The sequence below is a fragment of the Brucella sp. RRSP16 genome (assembly GCF_052246815.1).
Lineage (GTDB): Bacteria > Pseudomonadota > Alphaproteobacteria > Rhizobiales > Rhizobiaceae > Brucella > Brucella intermedia.
The window spans coordinates 1-19,468 of record NZ_JBQQAM010000013.1 but is presented as its reverse complement, the minus strand read 5'-3'; the positions used below and the strand labels follow the sequence as shown (position 1 = coordinate 19,468).

Below are 19,468 nucleotides of genomic sequence, written 5' to 3'. Positions count from 1 at the left end.
ACATGTCGGAACCATTGCGCTTTTGGTGGCATGTCATTCGTCAAACCGGCACGTCGTTTCGTCCTTGGATTCTTGTTATTCCCACAGTTTACTGGATGGTGATAGCACCAGAACATCCTCCCCAACGGTTCTTTGAGGATTCCCGCATGCCATCTCGGATGCTAGCGCATTTCACAATACTCTCGCTGGCCACCGCCAGTATTCTGCTTGCCCACAACGTTCAGACAAAAGCTGAAGATCTTGCCTTGAAGGATGCCGTATCCATGGCAGGCATGCAGCTTTTTCTCAACTCCGGTGCACCGGGACTGATCATCGCCGTCGTGCAGGGCGATAAAAGCATCATCCAGGCCTATGGGGAGACAGCCCCCGGCAGCAATGTCGAGCCGGACGCGCATTCGGTTTTCCGTATTGCCTCCGTTTCCAAGGTTTTTGCCGGTGATGTGCTGGCGGCGCTCGCCGCCAAAGGCAAACTCAAACTGACCGATCCGCTCGCAAAATATGCGCCGGAAGGTGCCAAGGTCGAAGTTAACGGACGCCCTGTCACCCTGCTCGATCTGGCCACGCATTCCGCAGGTCTGCCGCGCGAATTGCCCAACCCCGATACGAAAATCACGGATAATCCGTTTGCGGCCTTCGACCGTGATTATTACTGGAAGTGGATCGGCAGCAACAAGCCTGCTTATGTTCCCGGCACCACGACGATTTATTCGAATCTCGGCTACGGCCTTCTGGGTGATGCACTCGCCAAGGCCGGCGGCGCAGATTATTCCACTGTTCTCGCCAATGAGGTGCTGAAACCGGCAGGGCTCACCGACACGACCAACGTATTAAGCGACGAGCAGAAAAAGCGGCTGATGACCGGGCTCGACCCTCTCGACAAGCCGGATGCCAACAGCCCTGTTCCCGATATCATGTATGCCAGCGCCGGTATCTACACGACTGCGGACGATATGGTGCGCTGGATGCGCTGGCACCTAGACGGTGCGGACCAGTTGCGGGAAGATGCCCTGATCGATCATACGCTTTGGCTGCCTTATGACGGCTTGAAGCATGTAGTTGGGACCGAAGTAACGGCAGGGGACGGCATGGGGCTTGGCTGGGTTGCTACCTTGCCCCGTGATGAAACCCCGTTCCTGCTCGGTAAAAGCGGTGGTCTCGGCGGTTTCATGAGTTATGCGGTTCTGTCGCCCAATCGCAAGCTCGGTATTTTCGTCGTTGCCAGCCGGGTCAATTTCGGCATGTTCGAGAATATCCATTCGCAGATACGCGAACTGGCCGCTGAACTGGCCCGATAACCATGCAGAATTTCGCGCCGCTTCGGCGATTTGGCAGGCGACAGAAAGCAGCCTTTTCCGGTCACCTGATATACAGCACTCTGCTTGGTGCCACAGCCTTGCTTGGGGCCGGAACGCCAGACGCTTTTGCGCAAGAAAAGCGCGACATTTTCAAAACCGAAATATTCCTGACGCCCTACAGCAAGCTGGGCGACACGGATGCGACCGGCGATTATCCGAAACTGAACGGTCAACTGCTGTTCATGACCGGCTATACCGGCTATTTCGGCATCAAGGACAGCAACGGTCAGATTCCGCGTTCGCACTGGAACAGCGTGCAGCCCACGGCGGAAGCCGCCCTTGTCTGGCAATTGTCGCAGCAATTTTCCATCCTTTCGAAAATCACCTTCGACTCTTCCGTAGAAGCAACGAACGACAACGCCTTTTCCGATCTTGGCTTCAATCTGAAAAACCTGTTCGCCTCTTACACCCGTGACAATTTTGCGCTCTATGGCGGCAAGATGGACATCGGCTTCGGCGACGGCTGGCACGCCATTGATGGGCTTTACACCGGCTTCACCGATGATTTTCAGTATAAGGGCTCCATCGGGCTTGGCGGTCGCTATACCTTCAATACCGAAAATATGGGCGCGCATTCCTTCGCCGGTCTGGTGTTCAAACGCGACGATACGGTTCTCGACCGCCGCCTCAGCCTCGACGACGGTTTCATCTCGCCCACCGAAGGCCAACCGCCTGCATTCAGCAACGACCTGAACTCGTTCATCCTGACTTATGATTTCCGCAACGTGCCGGGCTTGAAGAACATATCCGGCGGCGTGGATGTCGGAAGACTGGAGGCGGAGCCCGGTTATGGCGAAGGCGCCAACACGATTTCCGCCCGGCTGCGCTATGACACGGCTCTGACCGACAAGTGGAACCTGAGCTGGTTCAACGAAGCCACTTTTTCAAGCGCCTTTCGTGGCACGCCGGTCTCCAATGGCAATGGCGTGACATCCTTGTCGCTCTCCCACGACCGCTGGCAGTTCAACGCCACAACCGCGATACGCAAACTGTCCGGCGGGGACGAAAGACTGGCGCAATACGGGCTTCAATCCGATTGGGATTGGGGCGTAGCAGGCACAGTTACCTATGACACGCCTATCGGCATCATTCTGCAAACAGGGCTCGTCCACCAACGCGACCAGACCCTGAACATCAATCAGGGTGTTTTCCGCATCGCTTATCAAACGGGGTTTTAAGGCAGCCATGAAAGCCAGCATGAGAACCAGTACGTCATCCATCGTCCTAGCCTGTCTGTTCGTGCTCGGCTGCTCGACAGCTGCCCTGTCGCAGTCGGTTTCCATTCAGCGCCAACCCAATCCGGCTGCCGATGTCGTGCAAATTCCGAAAGGAAGCACCGAAAACGCGCTCAAGGCCCTGCCGCAGATCGTGGCCGACATCATGAAGCGCAGCCATGTTCCCGGCATGGCGGTCGCCGTGGTCAGCGGCGACAAGACCGTGCTTGCGAAAGGCTACGGCAAAAGGGAAATCGGCAAGGACGCCGCCGTCAATGCCGACACCGTGTTCCAGATCGCTTCGATTTCGAAATCCATATCCGCGACGGTTGCTTCCATTGAGGTGACGAAGGGCGTGGTTGCGTGGGACGATCCGGTGGCAAAACATCTTTCCGGTTTCAAACTGAACAACGACTATGTGTCCGAACACGGAACCATCGGGGATTTCTTTGCACATCGCAGCGGTTTGCCGGGCACGGCGGGCGACGATCTCGAAGACCTCGGCTTCAAACGCAACGACGTCATCGCCCGCTTGCAGCATTTGCCGCTCGATCCGTTCCGCACCTCCTATCATTATGCGAATTTCAGCACGACCATCGGTGCGGAGGCGGTTGCAGCGGCAGCGCATGAACCATGGGACAAACTCGCCGACGAACAGCTTCTCCAGCCGCTGGGTATGAAATCGACCAGCTATCGCCATGCCGATTATGTGGCGAATGACAATCGCGCCGCACTGCATGTTTATCAGAACGGTAGGTTCCTGCCTCTCGGGCAGCGCAATGCCGATGAACAGGCGCCGGCAGGCGGCGTGTCGTCCACCGTCGTCGATCTGGCGGAATGGGTGAAACTGCTGCTGGCCAATGGCGAGTACAAGGGTAAGCGCCTGATCGCGGAAGAGGCGCTCCTGCCAGCGCTTTCGCCGCAATCCTTCAGCGCCCGCGCACACGATACCAGCGCCCGATCCGGCTTCTATGGCTATGGTTTCAACGTCAACACGGAACTCGGCGGTCGCCCGTCGATGGGCCATTCCGGCGCCTTCCTGCTCGGCGCGGGCACGGCGTTCAAGATCGTACCCTCGGCCGATATCGGCATCATCGTCCTGACCAATGGCGCACCGGTGGGCGCCGCGGAATCGGTGGTTGCGCAATTCACGGACATAGCGCTCTACGGCAAAGCCTCCCGGGACTGGTTCGCCGCATATAACGGTGCCATGAAGGGCTTTTTCCAGCCACAGGGCGACTTGTCCTTCAAGGAGAAGCCAGCCGCGCCATTACCGTCCAAAGCCTTGCAGGAATATACCGGCAGTTTCGATAATGCCTATTTTGGCAAGACGGAAGTCAAGGAAGTCAACGGAACGCTGACACTCGTTCTCGGTCCGAAGCAAATGCAGTTCCCGCTGCAACATTGGGACGGCGACACTTTCGCCTTCGTCCCGGTCGGAGAAGCCGAACTTGTTGGTTCGCTCGCATCCATCGTCTTCAAAGTCGATCAAGGTCAGGTACAGGGTTTTGACATCGATTTCTATAATGACGGCGGCACCGGCCATTGGACCAGGGTTCCGCGTTCGTAATTGCCCCCTCGGCTGGCGCAGTTCCGCCAGCCCGACGATCTTACCATTTATATCGCAGCATGCCCTTTCCGGCATAATTGCTGCTCGCTTCCGAAAATTCCGAGTCAAAAGCCGCACCCAGCGACAAGCCGTTGTCCCACAGCATTTCGGCTGAAATGCTTGCAAGGCCCGTATCGCGCGAGACTGAAGCGCCGTTCACGACAAAGCTGGCCCCTGGCAGTTCGACGAAGGAAGCCGAGGTGATGCGGTCATTGTTGAAGTTCCTCACCCACGCAACCCTGCCGCGCAGGGTGAAAACTCCGTCGCCGAGCGCAAAGGATCTGTCTGCTCTCAAGCCCAGTTCGCTACGCCCGACCGTTTCCTGCCGGGATGCATAGTCGAGTGCATAGGTATCCTCACCACTGCCGACCTTTTCTCCATAGGACGGCAGGTCGAGGCTGACGAACTGCCCGGCGGCATAGGGTGTAATCCCCATCCATGGCGTGTCGAAACGATAACCGGCTTCCAGACGACCTGACCATGCGTTGGCGTCATAACCGGCCTGTAACGTATCGAAACCATTCAACGTGACAGCGCGTTCTGTCTCGATATCCTGCCAGCCATAAGCCAGGACCGCACTGAAATAAGCATCTCCGACCGTCTGGCGACCATAAAGGCCCAGTTGGAACAGGTCGGAATTGCCGCTGCCGAGACCATCGGAGACGCTGAAACTGCTATGTCCGCCACCCACGGCAAAGCCGAGCAAGGTATCGGGCGACAGCCGGTAGTCGGCGCCGACGGCCATACCGTTGATCCTGCTGCGCAAATCATGCGATCCGATGTTGCTGTCGCCCTCGACCGAGCGCGATGAGCCAAAGCCTGCACCCCATACATTCCAGCGGGTCTTGAAAGGATCGTGTTCAACGGAGGCTGCTGTTTTCGTTCCTCCCGCGACCAACGGATCGGCCAGCGTCGCCATGAACTGGCTCATCGCATCGACGGTCGTCTGTTGAACGGCCGTCGCCAGTTCGCCCGATGCTACGGTCAGATCTTGCGCATCCAACCCGCCATAGGCCAGCGGGATCTGTCCTTCACGATTGAAATAATCGACCAGCGTCGCCGAGACATTGCGCTGGTTCATGTTGAGACCGATGATGTTCAGTGTCAGGTCGAGATAGACATTGCCGGCATCGTAGCTGAGGTTTGAGCTGAAGCTCTGCGGCAGATCGGTCGCCAGTTCCGCACTGAACCGAGTATCGCCAATTCCGCCGCCCGCATTGAGGATCGTATAGCGGCGCATGACATATTTATCGGGTGCGAACGTCGCTGCCACCGTCGCGCCACCCAAATCCGCCCGACCAGTAACATTGACCCGATCGGCGTCAGATGCCGAAACCTCCACGGCATAGGTCGATGTGCCGGTGAAGCTCAAATCGCCGCTCACCGTCAGCGTTCCGATGGAATTGCCGGGCGCAAGCGTGCCCCCGTCGATATGCGTGGTGGAAACGTTGCCATTCCCCCCAAGTTCGCCGCCTCCATAGACGGTGACCAGCGATGAGGTCGCGATCGAGCCGTTGATCGCCAGCCGGCCATCATAAACGCCGGTCGCGCCCGAATAGCTGCTGTTGCCGCTGAGAACGGTTGTACCCTCGCCGATCTGCCAGACTGCGCCTGTCCCGGAAATGGCGCCCGAAAAGCTGTACTTGTCCGCGCGATTGAAGGCGAGCGAAGCATTATTGACGATATTGCCCGCAATCCCTCCGCTATCACCAAGCCCGACCACCAGCGTTCCGGATTGCAACGTGGTGCCACCACCGTAGCTGTTATTGCCTGCGAGCACCGTCACGCCGCTGCCGATTTGCTCGAGCGAACCCGAACCGGAAATATCGCCTTTCAGCACGACCGTTCCGGAACGATTGACGATGAACTGCCCATTGTTCTCGACATTAGCGGCAAGCGTGCCATTTTCGCTGCCATCCCCCAGTTGCAGTGTGCCGGAGAATATAGTGACGCCACCGCCATACTGATTTCTGCCGGTAAGAACGAGCGTACCGGCGCCCGCCTGCTCCAGTTTGCCATCGCCCCACGCCATACCGTCGAAGGTCACCGTATCGGAACGATTGAAGGCCAGCGTGCCGTCATTGAGCACGTGACCGGTGATGGAACCGGACGTACCGCCATTGCCGATTTGCAGGCGCCCGGCTGCAATCGTCGTCGCGCCTGTATAGTTGTTGCTGCCGGTCAGGATGGTTGTGCCCCGTCCAATCTGTTGCACCCCACCCGAACCGCTGATCGTGCCTGCATAAGTCATCGTGTCAGCGCGGTTGAAGGCAAGGATGCCGTCATTCTCGACATTGCCCTTGATTGAGCCGGTCATCCCGCCATTGCCGATGACCAGCGCGCCGGATTGAATAATCGTACCACCGGTATAACTGTTCTCGCCTGCAAGAACCGTCGTTCCAGCGCCGATCTGGTTAACGTTGCCGCTGCCGCTGATAGCACCGGAGAAAAGCACTGCATTCGAACGATTGAAGGCGAGCGTGCCATTATTCACGACATCGCCTTCGATCCAGCCTGAATTACCGCCGTTCCCAAGTTGCAGCGTGCCATGGGCGATGGTCGTCCCGCCATAATAGGCGTTGTCGGCGGTGAGAATGGTCATACCGGGGCCCGCCTGCACGAATGAACCGGTGCCGACGATCAGCCCTTCGAAATTGTAGTTGTTCGACCGGTTTACGGCCAGAATCCCTTCATTCAGAACACCACCGATGATAGAGCCTGTGGTTTCGCCATCGCCGATCTGCAACGTTCCACCGGCGATAATCGTGTTGCCGGTATAGCTGTTTTCACCAGTGAGGACAGTGGTGCCCGCCCCTGCCTGGATCAACGCGCCCGCCCCCAAAACCATGCCGGAATAGGTGTAGCTGTTCAGGCGGTCGAAGACGAGACCGCCATTATTGACGATATTCCCCGCAATCGAACCCGTGGTGCCGCCATTGCCGATTTGCAGGAAACCGTTGGCAATGTTGGTACCGCCGCTATGGCTGGCATCGCCGCTGATGATAAGCGAGCCCGCCCCTTCCTTATATAGCGAGCCGCTGCCCGACACATCGGCGGTCAGATCGAGCGCCGTGCCAAGCAGCGTGTCGACTGTCGCCGTACCGGAAAGTTCAAAATCGCGGGCCAAGGTAATATCGCCAAGCGTCGCGAGCGTTGCATTGCTGATTGAAATGCCTGCCGCTCCGGTGCCGATATTCCGTGCCTTGTATATTGCGAGCGTACCGCCCAGAATGTTGGTCCGCCCCTGAAAACTGTTGTTACCGGTCAGGACCAGAATGCCGTCGCCGTCCTTGGTCAGGCTGCTATTGGTGCTTGCGCCGGTTATGTCGCCCGCAAAAACCGTGTCCTGATCCTGATTGACGGAAAGGCTCGCATTATCGATAGCAATGATGCCGCCGCTGCCCCACAAGGAACGCATGGTCAAGGCATTGCCATTGAGATCCAGCGTACCGCCGGTCATCACATAGTCGGTCATATCCGGCAACGCACCGGCATTACCTGCCGCCATGCGCAACGTTCCCGCCTCTATCAGCGTGCCCCCGGACCATCCGTTGGCCGTATTTCCGACGAGCAATGTGCCATCGCCCTGCTTGGTCAATGAACCGGAACCGGAAATAATCCCGGTCAGTTGCAGTTCCGTGCCCGATGCGACATCAAGTGCCGCTTCACCGCCGAGCGTTACAAGGCTGCCAAGCGATATCGTGCCAGTCGTCTGCAAGGTGCCGTTTTTGATTGTAAGATCGTTCGTGGCCTGCCCTAGATTATCCGCCGCCGAAATCTGAAGGGTGCCCGCACTGATGATGGTGCCGTCGGAATAACTGTTGGAACCGGACAGGATGAGCAGCCCGTCACCGGTTTTCTCAAAACCCTTGCTCCCGGTAATCGTCGATTCGATTGTTGCGGTTTCGCCGGCCAGTACCCGTAATTCCGGCACGGGGATGATAATACCGTTTCCCGAGTAGCTGATGAGGTTCAGGGCCGTGCCCCCGGTGATAGTATAATCGCCCCTCACGAATTGTAGGCCAACAGCTGTTTGCGTTCCATCCAGCGTGACCGTACCGCCAATGCCACGGAACACCCCATAGGCGCCTCCCCATGCCGAGCCCAGTGCGCTGCTGCCGCCCAGCGGATCGAGCCAGTTCTGATCCGATGCCGACCAGGTTCCATCGCCGCCGTCATGAGCCGATGCACTGCCGCCCCATACCTGGAGAAGGTCCAGACCGTTCGGCAGCGCTATGAGATCCACGACATTCGGCGCGTAATCGATGGCATATGAATAACCGATGGGATCGGTAATCGGCGTTTCGCCTACCACCAAACCGGCATTGGCAGTCGTCAGCGCTCCGCCATAGGAAATCAGACGATGATAGCCAATCAATGCGCTATCGGAGGTGCCGCTGACATTCACTGTCGCACCGTTTAGTGTCAAATCACCGTTGACCTGAATGGACGCCGCCTTATGGGCGTTGGACGTGCCTAGTTCGTAGTTAAAGCTCGCCCCACTCTCCAGCGTGAGATCGCCGTTCACCTTCAGTTGCGACTGCGAACCGGCAATGATCGTGCCGCCGCTCCTGACCATGGTACTGCCCAATGTGCCGGAACCACTCAGTGTGCCGCCAGCGTTGACGGCGACATTGCCACCGACCACAGCCGAACTCGCCAGGACCACACTGCTGTTGTCGATATTCGACTGACCGGAAAACTGGGCCAGTCCCTGCCCGGAGACTGTCGTCGTTCCGCCAAGAAAATTGACCGTGCCGGTGCCTTGTACCGTCGTATCGAAGCGGTAGCCGGTCGTATTATGATTGAGGTTGAGCGTGCCCTGATTGCCCAGCACCACAGTGCTGTGAATTGTTCCGGCTGCAGCCGCGGTATCGCCCGCAGCCGCGCCAATATTCACGATACCTTGCGCGCCGTTCTGTCCAACCTGCAAGACGCTGCCCCCCGCAGCCTGTCCAACGCTTGCGCCATTCGACACCGTCAGCGAACCGTTTCCGACAGAACCGACATCGATTTCAGCAACTTTCAGTAGCGAACCGGCACCATCCACCGTGATCTGCGCCGCATTGCTGCCCGGATCACCCGCACCAACCTGTAACTGCCTGCCGTGAACCGCGCCGCCGTCCGTCACAGAAAGGAGAGCGCCAATATCGGCGGTGCCACCGAAATGAAGCGTGGAACCCTTTCCGCTGACCGCCAACCCATTTTGCAAACCCGCAATCGCCGATGCCGTGTCGCCGACGGAAAGATCGCCGCCGACATTAACCCGCCCACCGTTTTCGACCGTCAGCGAGTCATCGCCATAACCTCCAACATTCAACGCGCCGCTTATGTTGAGGCTGGTGCCGCTGCCCGTCACCTCCAGCAAGGCGCTTTCACCCTGCGCCGAACCGATGAGAACGTCCGTCGTGTTGAGCTGAGCACCGGAGGTCATAACCAGTGTTCCGCCATGAACACCGAGATCGCCACTGAACGTTTCAGGCGAGCCAGTCAAAGTCCATGTGCTGCTGTCACGTTTCTCCAGCGCGTCGAACCCCTGAAATCTTCTTTCAAAACCGGTCAATTCGAACTGAGCCGTATCGCTTCCGCCGAAGACCAGCGTGTTCTGGCCGCTCGAACCCGCAACCACCTTGCCGTTGAAGGTGTAACCCGCTCCGAGGACCAGCGTATTGTTGCTGCCGGAAAACAGAACTGCATTGGCGCGGGAACCGTCCTGATTGACACCGCCGGAAATCGTACCGGCGTTGAACAACGTCGCGTCGCCGGACGAGAAATAGACCCCGACCCCCGCGGTTCCGTTCGGCCCGTCCGCGCCCTTGTACCACCAGGATGGTGGATTGAAGGGAGCTGATGGCGCTTTACCACCAGCACCGGCGTTGCCGCCCGAGATACTGGCCCCATTTACATTGGCCAGCGTTCCACCCACCGTCATGGACACACCGATGCCGCCGTCGCCACCTTTGCCGCCATTACCGCCGGTGTCCGCACCACCACCGCCGCGTCCACCGTTGCCTCCATTACCACCGCTTATGGCACCAGCATTCGTGATGGTTGCAGCCGCGCCCGTCGACGTAATCCCGTCGCCACCACGACCTCCGTCGCCACCATCGAACGCCGTATTGCCGCCGGGCAGACTTGCACCGCCCTGCCCGCCATCGCCACCACGCACCGTAACACCGGTTTCAATCGCGATTACGGATTGACCCGAACTGCTGATAGCGTCTCCACCGCCACCGCCGTTGCCACTGCGTCCGCCGCCGGTTGTAAGCGTGTCATAAGATGCGGACGGGATCGAAATCGGGCTGGAACATTCAATCTCGCCCTCATCGTCCTCGCAGACCATGATGCTGCCGCTGTTGTTTTCGTCCGCATGCATGCCCGATATGCCGCCAGCCCCGCCAGCACCGCCCATGCCCCCTAAAATCGTGCCACCGCTGCGGACAGTAAGGTTGTAAGCCGTTGATATGCCGGTGCCACCGCCGCCACCGCCGCCGCCACCCCCGCCGCTGCCACCCTCGCCCGGAGAAACGGTGAAGACGTTCCATACGGTAACGCCGTCGCCACCTTTTCCGCCAGCACCACCAGCACCACCATCCCCACCAATGACCCTCTGCTGGGTCAATGTCATCACATCGCCGGTGAAAATCGCGCCAGTTCCGCCCCCACCGCCTCCGCCCCCGCCGCCGCCGGAAGCGCCATTGCCGGTTGCAAATGCACTTTGCCCCTTTTTCCCGCCATCGCCTGGCTTGCCACTATCGCCGGCCAAACCGCGCAAGAGCAGAACACCGGGAGCCGAACTCCCTAGATATCCAATGACACCGTTGGTGCCCGCTTCACCGCCATGCGCGCTTCTTGCACCTTCGCCACCAGCGCCGCCCCTTCCGGTGGAAGCGTTATTGCCAACGTGATTCCCACCCGCGGCACCGCCTGCTCCTCCTCCGCCACCGCCACCGCCGGACATGGCGGAAGCACCAGAGCCCTGTCCGCCCGGATTTCCCTTGGCGTCGAAATGCGATGGGGGCGTGCCTTCCGCACCGCCCGCACCACCCGAGCCAGATTGCTGCTGCGCACGGACGGGCCCTATAAATGATGGTGTGCTGATGACTGCCGCGGAAACCATGAGCGCGCACAGAATGCGACCCAGCGCAGTTGAATTCGCGAATCGACGTTTCCCCCGTTTCCATTGCCTGCAGGCCGTCGATATCCCATCCAGGCCGTTGACAGCCTGCTTGCGGAGGGGCAACTCCCGCCAGTCCAAATTGCTCATTCGCAATCGCCCGCCAAATGTTATTCGTCATCAAAGGATTTGCTAAACTATTGAATCCGGCAAGAGTTTTGGGACCAACCAACATTCCGGTTTGTTGAATTAACACAGACGCATTAAACTCAGCTGCGGATAAAAAGGATCAGAACGAAACGCGGGACCCAAGCGTTCCGTTATACGCATAGCGGTCACCCAGCTTGACAGGCTCGTATCTCCGGACCGTTCATCATAGACTGGGTACTTGTCATTATTCCTGTTGTAGCAACCGCCCCACCGACGCCGCCTCACACGCGTTCGGTACAGCTGGTGAAGTAGTGGTCCAGGAAACGTTGACCTTCGTCCCGTCGAAGAACTCGTTATAGAGATAGGCGATACCGTAGATGTAGTAGGCCTAATTAATCATGCCACAGCTGTTGTACCGTGAGCTCTCATGATCCAGCGCTACGCCAAGTCTTTTCCTCACCTGCAGATTCTTCCGTGAGAGTGACGTGTCGGCGTCCGGCCCGCTATCGGCCTCGCCTACCTGCCGTCACTGCCCCTTTAAACACAAAAAAACCGCCGCTTGTGCGATGGGTTTGTATTTTGGTTGCGGGGGCACGCACCCATCTTTACTTGCGATCATCGTCATCACCCTGTGCTCTACTAAAATCTCTTCCTCCCGGCGGCCGTAGCGGCCTATTTCGTACTGCTGCGTAGAAATCTTATCAGTTCGGCTATCCCTGGAATCGATGCAGCCGGTTTACATAAAGCCAAGCAAAAATCCGAAACCCTTCAGGAGTCATGACAACCAAACGCTCACTTATCACGTCGCCTGCGAAACTGGCACCCGTGCCGTAAGCGGGCTTTGCGGATCGAACTCCTCCTGTTCATGCACGAATCCCGTTTGCTCAATAACAGAAGCAAGCTCTGCGACCGAGCTTTCCGCCATTTCACCGATACGAACCAGACCTTGCCCTTTTGAACCGACCCGTCGAAGAAGATCGGCATTCATCATATGCGGATGCAGGCGAACCCCGGCCGATGCAAGTAACTGCTTCTCTATGTAGCGGAAGATACGGACGCCGCCCGCGTCCATATCCCCCCAATGAAAGGTCGGAACTGCGGCCTGACGGGCCAGCCTTGCAATCGTCTCTATTACGGGCCGAGAAGGAAAGCCTCCCGAATAAATCACCAATCCGTCGTCGCCATGCCCGATCTCACGAACATAGCGTATGAAGGATGCGAAGTTTTCAATCGTCAGCAGGTAGGTCGGCCTCGCATACAGGCTGATACGCCCTGCACATTCGGCTGGCGTTCCAACAAAAGACATTTTCGGGAACGGCTGGCCATCCAACGCAATGGAACCATGGATGAGCACGGGCTGAGGAAGGCGTCTTATGCCAGCGCTGGCGAGCAATTCTTCGGCATCCAGCCCGATTTGCGACTCTGCCTGCGGATAGAGGCGCGCGATCGCCAACGCAACTGAACTGAGATTACGTTCAAGCGCTTTGCTCTCACCTGAAGCCAACCTGGAAAACGTACGGAAATCCATTTCGTTTTCGGTTGGTTCGGCAAGGCGCTCGCATATCGCCCCAGCCAGCCGGAGCACCTGCCCCAGCGTTCTACCTTTCCCCGATTCAATGCCCAGATATGAAAGCTTACGCCCCCATGCGAAAGCGGCTTCATCGATCAGCCGTGACGCGCCTTCCGGCAGGTCGTCTCGCCCGCGAAGCGCTGCCAAGGTTTCCGTCGCCAATTTGGGTGCCGGTTGTCTTCCAGTCCGCTGGTAAAGCACCCCAGCATCCCGCAGCCTCACGCTCTTTATGACGCGTTCCCACTTCGGGCCGGCGTATACGACATCGATTCCACCTTCCTTTTCCAGAGAATCCAAGCCTTCTTCAAAGTCGTCTCCCTCATCGACGGTCAACACGCTCCGGTCGATTGACGCCGTCCAGCGGCTTGCGTCCGGATTCTTCTCGTATCGGTCTAGCAGATAATCGACCAGCGATGAGATATTCGAAAAGCTGCGACGAGTCATTCCGCGGCCTGACTTTTCGTGCTCAGGCGCGCCTCCAGTTCCTGATCGGTCACATGCTGGGGATTGGCCGCGCGCATCTCCCGCCGGGTTCTATCTTTTATCTTGATGGATTCCGCAGCGGAGACATCGCCGCTACGAAACACGTCTATGATGTAATTAAGATTTTCATAGACCACGGCGCGCTTCTCGGTCGGCGCGGCGATCACGACCTGAAGACCGATTTCGCGATAGAAATCCAGCAATGTCCGCTGATTCGGACCATCCATCTTGCTGAAGGCCTCGTCAAAAACAGCCAGCCCCACGCCGATACCGGCGTGATCTTCCGAATGACGCGCGCCGTGATAAGCGCCAGCAAGCGCCGCGCCGATCACTACATAGAAAGGCACTTGACGTTCGGCTCCACTCGCCACGCCACGGCGTCGGTCGAAGCTAGTCGTACGATCGGCCGCCGCATTATGGATTTTCAGATCATAGGTGAAATAATTCTGGTAATCCTGAAAAACAGTAAAGTCGAAAGTGTCATCCGCCAACAATTGCTCGACCTGCCGGATGGCCCGGATGTGCCGCTCGTCTCGAGGCTGTGCTCGCCCGAACAGAGCGTCGAGCACGCTATCGTCTGTTTCGCTGTCGCGTACAAGACGATAAAGATCTTCGAATTCCTGCTTAACCGTGGTCTTGAGACTGTATGTCTCCCCATGAAGCGGGCGGGACCGGAGCGCTTTTGCAAGCCTATCCACCTCCACATCCATTTGCCCGAACCTGTTGTTCAATTCATGGATGAACGTAGTCTTGAACAACAACGTGACCCGGCCTGCCGCCTCCTCGGCCTGTTGCCGATAACGAATGAGTTCGTTGCCCTCGAGCGTGGCGACACCTTCCATCACCCAAGGTTTGACGACTTCGATAATGGGGGCCTGTGTGTAGCCTTCCAGCGCATCCGGAAAGGCTATCGCGTAGCGGCCCAACGCCGCCCTGACCTCATAAGCCAGGGATTGGTGCCCTTCCTTGGCAGTATTGGCCCTATGCGCCATATCCTCCACGATTTTCCGTGGCGAACGCGATGCAAACTCGGCATAGCGCTTCCGGACCGGTTGAAAGATGCCCAACGAATGCACCGCGGCTTTAAATTGACGACGGTTATAAGCCAAGGAAAACCATGAACCGGGCTGCGCTTCTCCGCCTTCCAGCTTTTGTTTGATTTGCTGAATCTCAGCCTTTAGTGAGGCGCGTTCGGACACAAGCTCATCCCGGTCCTCGTCCAGGCTTTTAATCACCCGCGTAGAACGCTGTTCGGCTTCCGTCAGTTGAGGGTCGACCTCAGCAGAGATTCGTTCAAGACGCTGGCGGGCCTCGGCGCGCCGCTCGGCAAGGTCGCTATAGGTCGATGTGATGGTTTCCAGCCTGTCCTTGTCCTCAACCGGTTTGGCGCATTGCTCAAGCCGGTCCAATACATCCTTAAAAAAATGCTCTTTGCCGCGATGAACTTGCAGCAGATCAATGCACTCATCGATCCGCTTTTGCAGCGTCTCGATCACGAGCGGCGCGGCGGCACGGCCGATCTTCATCCCCTGAGCGCGACGCATTTCCGTCACAAGGCCATCATGATAGGCGCCGTCGGCCATGACAGCCCGGTTTGCGGACAGAAGCTCGTCCTGATTGGCGGCGAGACGAACGTTTCCAAGCCTAAAGACCACAAAAGCCATCGCCAGCGGATCGTCGCTGCGGATCATCGAAGCCAGCGTTCCAGGTTCCGACATCCTCGAGCGGGACTGGAGCTTTCGGGTATTGGCGATCCGGCAGCCGGGATAGTTACTTCTGTCACGCCTCAAAATCTCGGTCGCGCGATAAGCATGCTCTGGATCAATGATCACCGTCTCCCGATCGCGGCCGAGTAAAGCCTCGACCGCATCGCGCCAATGTTCGTCAACCACCTCCGCAACCTCGCAGAGCGTTCGCGGCTGCATTCCTTCCCGGCGAAGTGTTTCCATGAATTTAACGGTTGTCGGGTCAAGAAGAACCTGGCCTCGCCGCGCAGCCTCGAGCTGCTCACTATCCCGCTTGAACTCGTCGTCGATCAGCCTCTTTTGGTAAATCGCATCATCGCGCTGCTGCGTGGCTTTCTCTATGCGCGAGCGCGCCGCCCCGGCCACAGCCGCGAGCATCGCTTCCATGCCCGCGGGATCGCGTGGCCATTCGGGCGGAGCCGCGCCCCGGCTGGCTTCTTCGACCTGTTCCAGCGCGCGGATCAGCTCACCCGGATTGATGATCGCAAGCCGATCGCGCCATTTGAGCAACTCCACGGCTCTGGCGGCGGAGAAATATCTTTGACCAAGTCTTTGCACGATGGCCGCGCTTTCGCGATCCAGGTCCTTGATTTGTCGTTCGACCTCGTCTCGCTTGGCCTGCGCCCCGCTCGCCGCCAGTTGCCGCCTTATTGCGTCCCGCGTTTCTTCTTCCCGCTCTTTTTCTTCCTCAATGCGCTTGAGGTCGGCTTCCGCTCCGCGCAGCCGGTCTAGTTTCGTCCGCTTATCGCGGAGGTTTGCAAAAAGAGCGCCCAGCGTTTCCACAAGCAAGGCGGTCTTCTCAACGGCCCGGCAGTCCGCTTCCTCATTCACAAGCCTTATGAATTCCACGATCTGAAGATCGATCGCCCGCAGCGCGTCCAGGCGCTCCTCCAGATTACCAATCGTCTTTTTGATTTCCTGATAGCGCTGGATCGAATCCCGCAATTCAGCAATGTTGATCGGGTTCGGCTCCAGAAGATGTTTCTTGACGAACTGTTCAACCGACGACATGTCCGTGAAGGAAAGCGCGGCGACGAAAGTGCGGATGAAACGCTCGGGATCGCCACGCAATTTATTCGTAAAGAGTACGCGCATATATTCGCGGATAAACGTCCTTGCATTATCCGGCGTGTAAAGACCCCCGCCGCACCCATTACATACCCGCTCCAACCGCTGCTTGACAGAACGCCACTCCGCCGGTCGCGATGCCCCGTCCTTCTCGTCGATCAGCATTCCGGTATCGAAACGGACGCCGTCGGCGATGAAACGCCCCACCACGTCCGCCGTCTGCCCTCGCATGACTTCGATCGCGAGTCCCAGAGTGACCGGTCGCCGCAAGCCTTCGGTGTCCTCAAAGACCAACGCGATATAGCTCCGCGCGTCTTGCCGAACGAACGTGTCGTCGTTGAGCTGACCAAGACAATATCCGGCGAGGCTGCGCTCCGATCGCTGACCGCTCTCACCCGCCGAACGGTTGAATCGGTAGAACCGGGACGAACCGCCCGCCATCACCGCCTGGATCAAGTCGATGATCGTCGACTTTCCCGAAGCATTCTTCCCGAGTATCGCGGCATCGCCGGCCAGATCCAGATCGGCGCGCACCATGAGATGCCAGTTGAGGAGAACAATCCGTCTGAGTTCGATCACGATGCGGCCACCCCGACTACCGGCGCCCCCTCCTCCTGGGGTATCGTGACGACGCCAGAAAGGAGCGCCTCAAGGGACGCGACAAAATCATCCCCTGCGACCGTGGCCACAAGCGCGCGTATGTCGAGAGCCATATCCTGCTCTTCCGTATCGAACACGCCCAGCCACACCAGCGCGCGTTTTTCCAGCATTTCGAGCACTTCGCGGAACGCTCCCGGAGCGAGACCGGCACGACGCGCCCCGGCAACGATTTCTTGATAAGCCGCATAAGTCTCGTTCAGGCTCGTCCGCACCGTGCCTTTGTCCTCGATATTCCCGAGTTGCAGAGCTTCCTCCCAGAGGCGTCGCAGCACGAGCAGCACCACCGTTTCGTCAATGCGCATGCGCGGCAGTAGCATCCGCTTCGAATCCGGCAATATCCCAGCCCATCCTTCGACTTCACGGTACATCAGACGATATCCCGCCACCTCGAAATAGCCTTCGACCAGCGCTTTCAGCTTCGGACGATGCAGCGTCTCCAAAAGAGTGGCGGCCCCACGGTCTTCGGCGTGAACGAATTGGTCGCGCATCAAATGTCCGATAAGCTGAGTGACCCGCTCGAAGTCGCGGAAATTACTCTCTTCCAACGTGGCGAACTCAAGAAGCATTCTCCACCTCCAATATAATGCCATTGAGGCGTTTCACGATAAATCCCGGACAATCCAGCCAGTCGTTGGAGATCGGCTGCACATCGTCGCGAATGAATTTGAACCGGTCTCGCAACGCCGTCGCCAGCGATGAGTTGTCATCCTCGCCAAGGCCCCCAGCCACCAACAGTCGCAACGCTTCAAACGCGAGAAAGTCGTCAATGGTCTCGATGGCCAGAGACGCTCCGGACGCTTCGCCATGCGGAGGTACGCGCCGCTCCAGAAACCGGCTCACCTTGGTCGGCGAGATAATGAGGCGGTCGAGATAACCTTTTCCAGCATGCGGCGTAAGTCCATGATAGGATCGGGTGGCGGTATCGAGAGATCGCTGCCCGACACGACAGCGCGCACGCCGCGAGGCTTCGCCAACAGACCCGGCGCAAGAAAGGGGACGCGAGGCTCGATCGGTCCGCGGATCGTCATTTCTCGGATATGGTCCGCCATCATGTCATCCAGCCTTCGGGTGATATGCTCGCTGCGCTGGAGAAAGCTCGTGCGCCGTCCGGCGTACCGAACCACGTTACGCAGCCTCGTTTCAAGCCTTGCGCGATGTCGCTGGATAGCCTCAAAAACGTCCTCGATTCGCCCGAAGACGCGGCGTATGCTTGAAATATCCTCATAGACGAGATCACGCGCCTCTACGGTGGTCTGGGCCAGTTTCGCTTCAAGATAGGCGTCTGCGATAGCCGCAGTGACTATGCTGGAATCCTCAATTCTGTCCAACGCAGTGAGGATGGAACGGCGATGGCGGTAGGGATGGGCGGCGGTCGTAATCGCGGTGTAGTCGCGCAGAAGCACACGTTCTACGAAATCCTCGAAATAGCGCTGCAGACGGTCGGCCAGTGTTTCGGAAGAAAGAACCCGGCGATCTATGTCCCTTAGCGCCGAGAGCACGCTACGAAGATATCGCCCGAAGCCAGCTGCGTCCCGGGCCGCCTTGTTTAATCCCAAAGCATTCTCCGCCGGCTTTTCCTCGACGGCGCGTATAGCATTGCGAACCTCGATCACCAGCCCGCCCAATTGCTCGGCAACACCTTCCTTGAGCGAGCATAGAAACTCGGCCAATCGCATCGCGCCGGACGGCATCTCCACGGTTGTCTTCAATCCGTAGCTGGCTTCGTCCAGCCATCCGGTCTGCAGCATCCTGTTATAGATGTGGCGGCTGCGGCTGATAGCGATTCCGGTCGCCTCTTCGTTCACGCCTTCGACTCTGCGCCGACGTACGCGCCTACCTGTTCGGGCGACGAGACGATCCAGATCGACCGCGACCTCCTCCTCAATCCACAAACCAGGCTCACGACTGAGACAATCATAGATTACATTCACCACCTCCGCCTGGGTGGGAAAATGCAGATCGGAACGATAAAGCCTGTTATAGACCGCAAGGATCGACCGCTCGTAGAGCATACGGTTGCCACTGGAAAATAGTGTGAATATATCCGGTTCAAGCTGGCCGAATAGCCGCAAAGTCGATGCGTCCGCTAGCAATGTAAAAACGCTCCCCGCCAAGACTCAACCCCAGCTTGAGAAGGTTTGACCAAAAAATCGAAAGCGTCAAGGACCGGCTTCAACTACCTACCGCAACGATTTCCGGCAATGCTACGGCCCCTACCTCCGCCGGTGTCGACGAAGCACGCCGGGTCTTACACACGCCCCCCGCTTTACACCTGCTGATTTTTGGCTTTGTGACGGGGATTTAGCGCTGACGATCATAACTGTTTAGCGTACTGGATCGCAGTATTGAGCTATTGTGGGATACCATGGAGTAGGAACTGGTTGCGGGGGCAGGATTTGAACCTGCGGCCTTCAGGTTATGAGCCTGACGAGCTACCGGGCTGCTCCACCCCGCGTTATGGGTGCGATATTATGACCGGTTTTGGTATTTTTTTGCG

The 19,468-nt window shown here is 58.1% G+C and carries 9 protein-coding genes and 1 tRNA gene; 3 read left to right on the top strand and 7 right to left on the bottom strand.

The window, feature by feature from the left end:
* Positions 1-146 precede the first annotated feature (146 nt).
* The 3 genes from ampH (at position 147) to ACS5UA_RS18695 (ending at position 4,139) form a co-directional block, all read left to right on the top strand.
* Positions 147-1,295, top strand: a complete 1,149-nt coding sequence (gene ampH / locus ACS5UA_RS18705) for a D-alanyl-D-alanine-carboxypeptidase/endopeptidase AmpH (RefSeq protein WP_100229458.1) — start codon at positions 147-149, stop codon at positions 1,293-1,295.
* A gap of 98 nt (positions 1,296-1,393) precedes the next feature.
* Positions 1,394-2,533, top strand: coding sequence for a hypothetical protein (locus ACS5UA_RS18700; RefSeq protein ID WP_443101631.1), 1,140 nt, complete (start codon positions 1,394-1,396; stop codon positions 2,531-2,533).
* Positions 2,534-2,552: 19 nt separating this feature from the next.
* Complete coding sequence (locus ACS5UA_RS18695; RefSeq protein WP_006470558.1) at positions 2,553-4,139, top strand: serine hydrolase; 1,587 nt, start codon at positions 2,553-2,555, stop codon at positions 4,137-4,139.
* Between the two features lie 40 nt (positions 4,140-4,179).
* Here the strand turns inward: ACS5UA_RS18695 and ACS5UA_RS18690 are convergent, their stop codons facing one another.
* The 7 genes from ACS5UA_RS18690 to ACS5UA_RS18660 form a co-directional block, all read right to left on the bottom strand.
* Positions 4,180-11,298 (bottom strand): autotransporter-associated beta strand repeat-containing protein, encoded by a 7,119-nt coding sequence (locus ACS5UA_RS18690; RefSeq protein WP_443101630.1) that lies wholly within the window; start codon positions 11,296-11,298, stop codon positions 4,180-4,182.
* 946 nt (positions 11,299-12,244) lie between these two features.
* Positions 12,245-13,348, bottom strand: a complete 1,104-nt coding sequence (locus tag ACS5UA_RS18685; RefSeq protein ID WP_443101629.1) for a Wadjet anti-phage system protein JetD domain-containing protein — start codon at positions 13,346-13,348, stop codon at positions 12,245-12,247.
* 107 nt (positions 13,349-13,455) lie between these two features.
* Positions 13,456-16,890 (bottom strand): SbcC/MukB-like Walker B domain-containing protein, encoded by a 3,435-nt coding sequence (locus ACS5UA_RS18680; protein WP_443101628.1) that lies wholly within the window; start codon positions 16,888-16,890, stop codon positions 13,456-13,458.
* Positions 16,887-17,537, bottom strand: coding sequence for a DUF4194 domain-containing protein (locus ACS5UA_RS18675; protein ID WP_443101627.1), 651 nt, complete (start codon positions 17,535-17,537; stop codon positions 16,887-16,889). The genes ACS5UA_RS18680 and ACS5UA_RS18675 overlap by 4 nt, the downstream gene beginning before the upstream one ends.
* Positions 17,527-17,811 carry a hypothetical protein gene (locus ACS5UA_RS18670; protein WP_443101626.1) on the bottom strand — a complete coding sequence of 95 codons (285 nt, stop codon included), beginning with the start codon at positions 17,809-17,811 and terminating at the stop codon, positions 17,527-17,529. The genes ACS5UA_RS18675 and ACS5UA_RS18670 overlap by 11 nt, the downstream gene beginning before the upstream one ends.
* Positions 17,808-19,085, bottom strand: a complete 1,278-nt coding sequence (locus ACS5UA_RS18665; RefSeq protein ID WP_443101625.1) for a Wadjet anti-phage system protein JetA family protein — start codon at positions 19,083-19,085, stop codon at positions 17,808-17,810. Before ACS5UA_RS18665 ends, ACS5UA_RS18670 begins: the two co-directional genes overlap by 4 nt.
* Positions 19,086-19,349: 264 nt before the next feature.
* Positions 19,350-19,426: transfer RNA gene (locus ACS5UA_RS18660), tRNA-Met, on the bottom strand.
* Between the last annotated feature and the right edge of the window lie 42 nt (positions 19,427-19,468).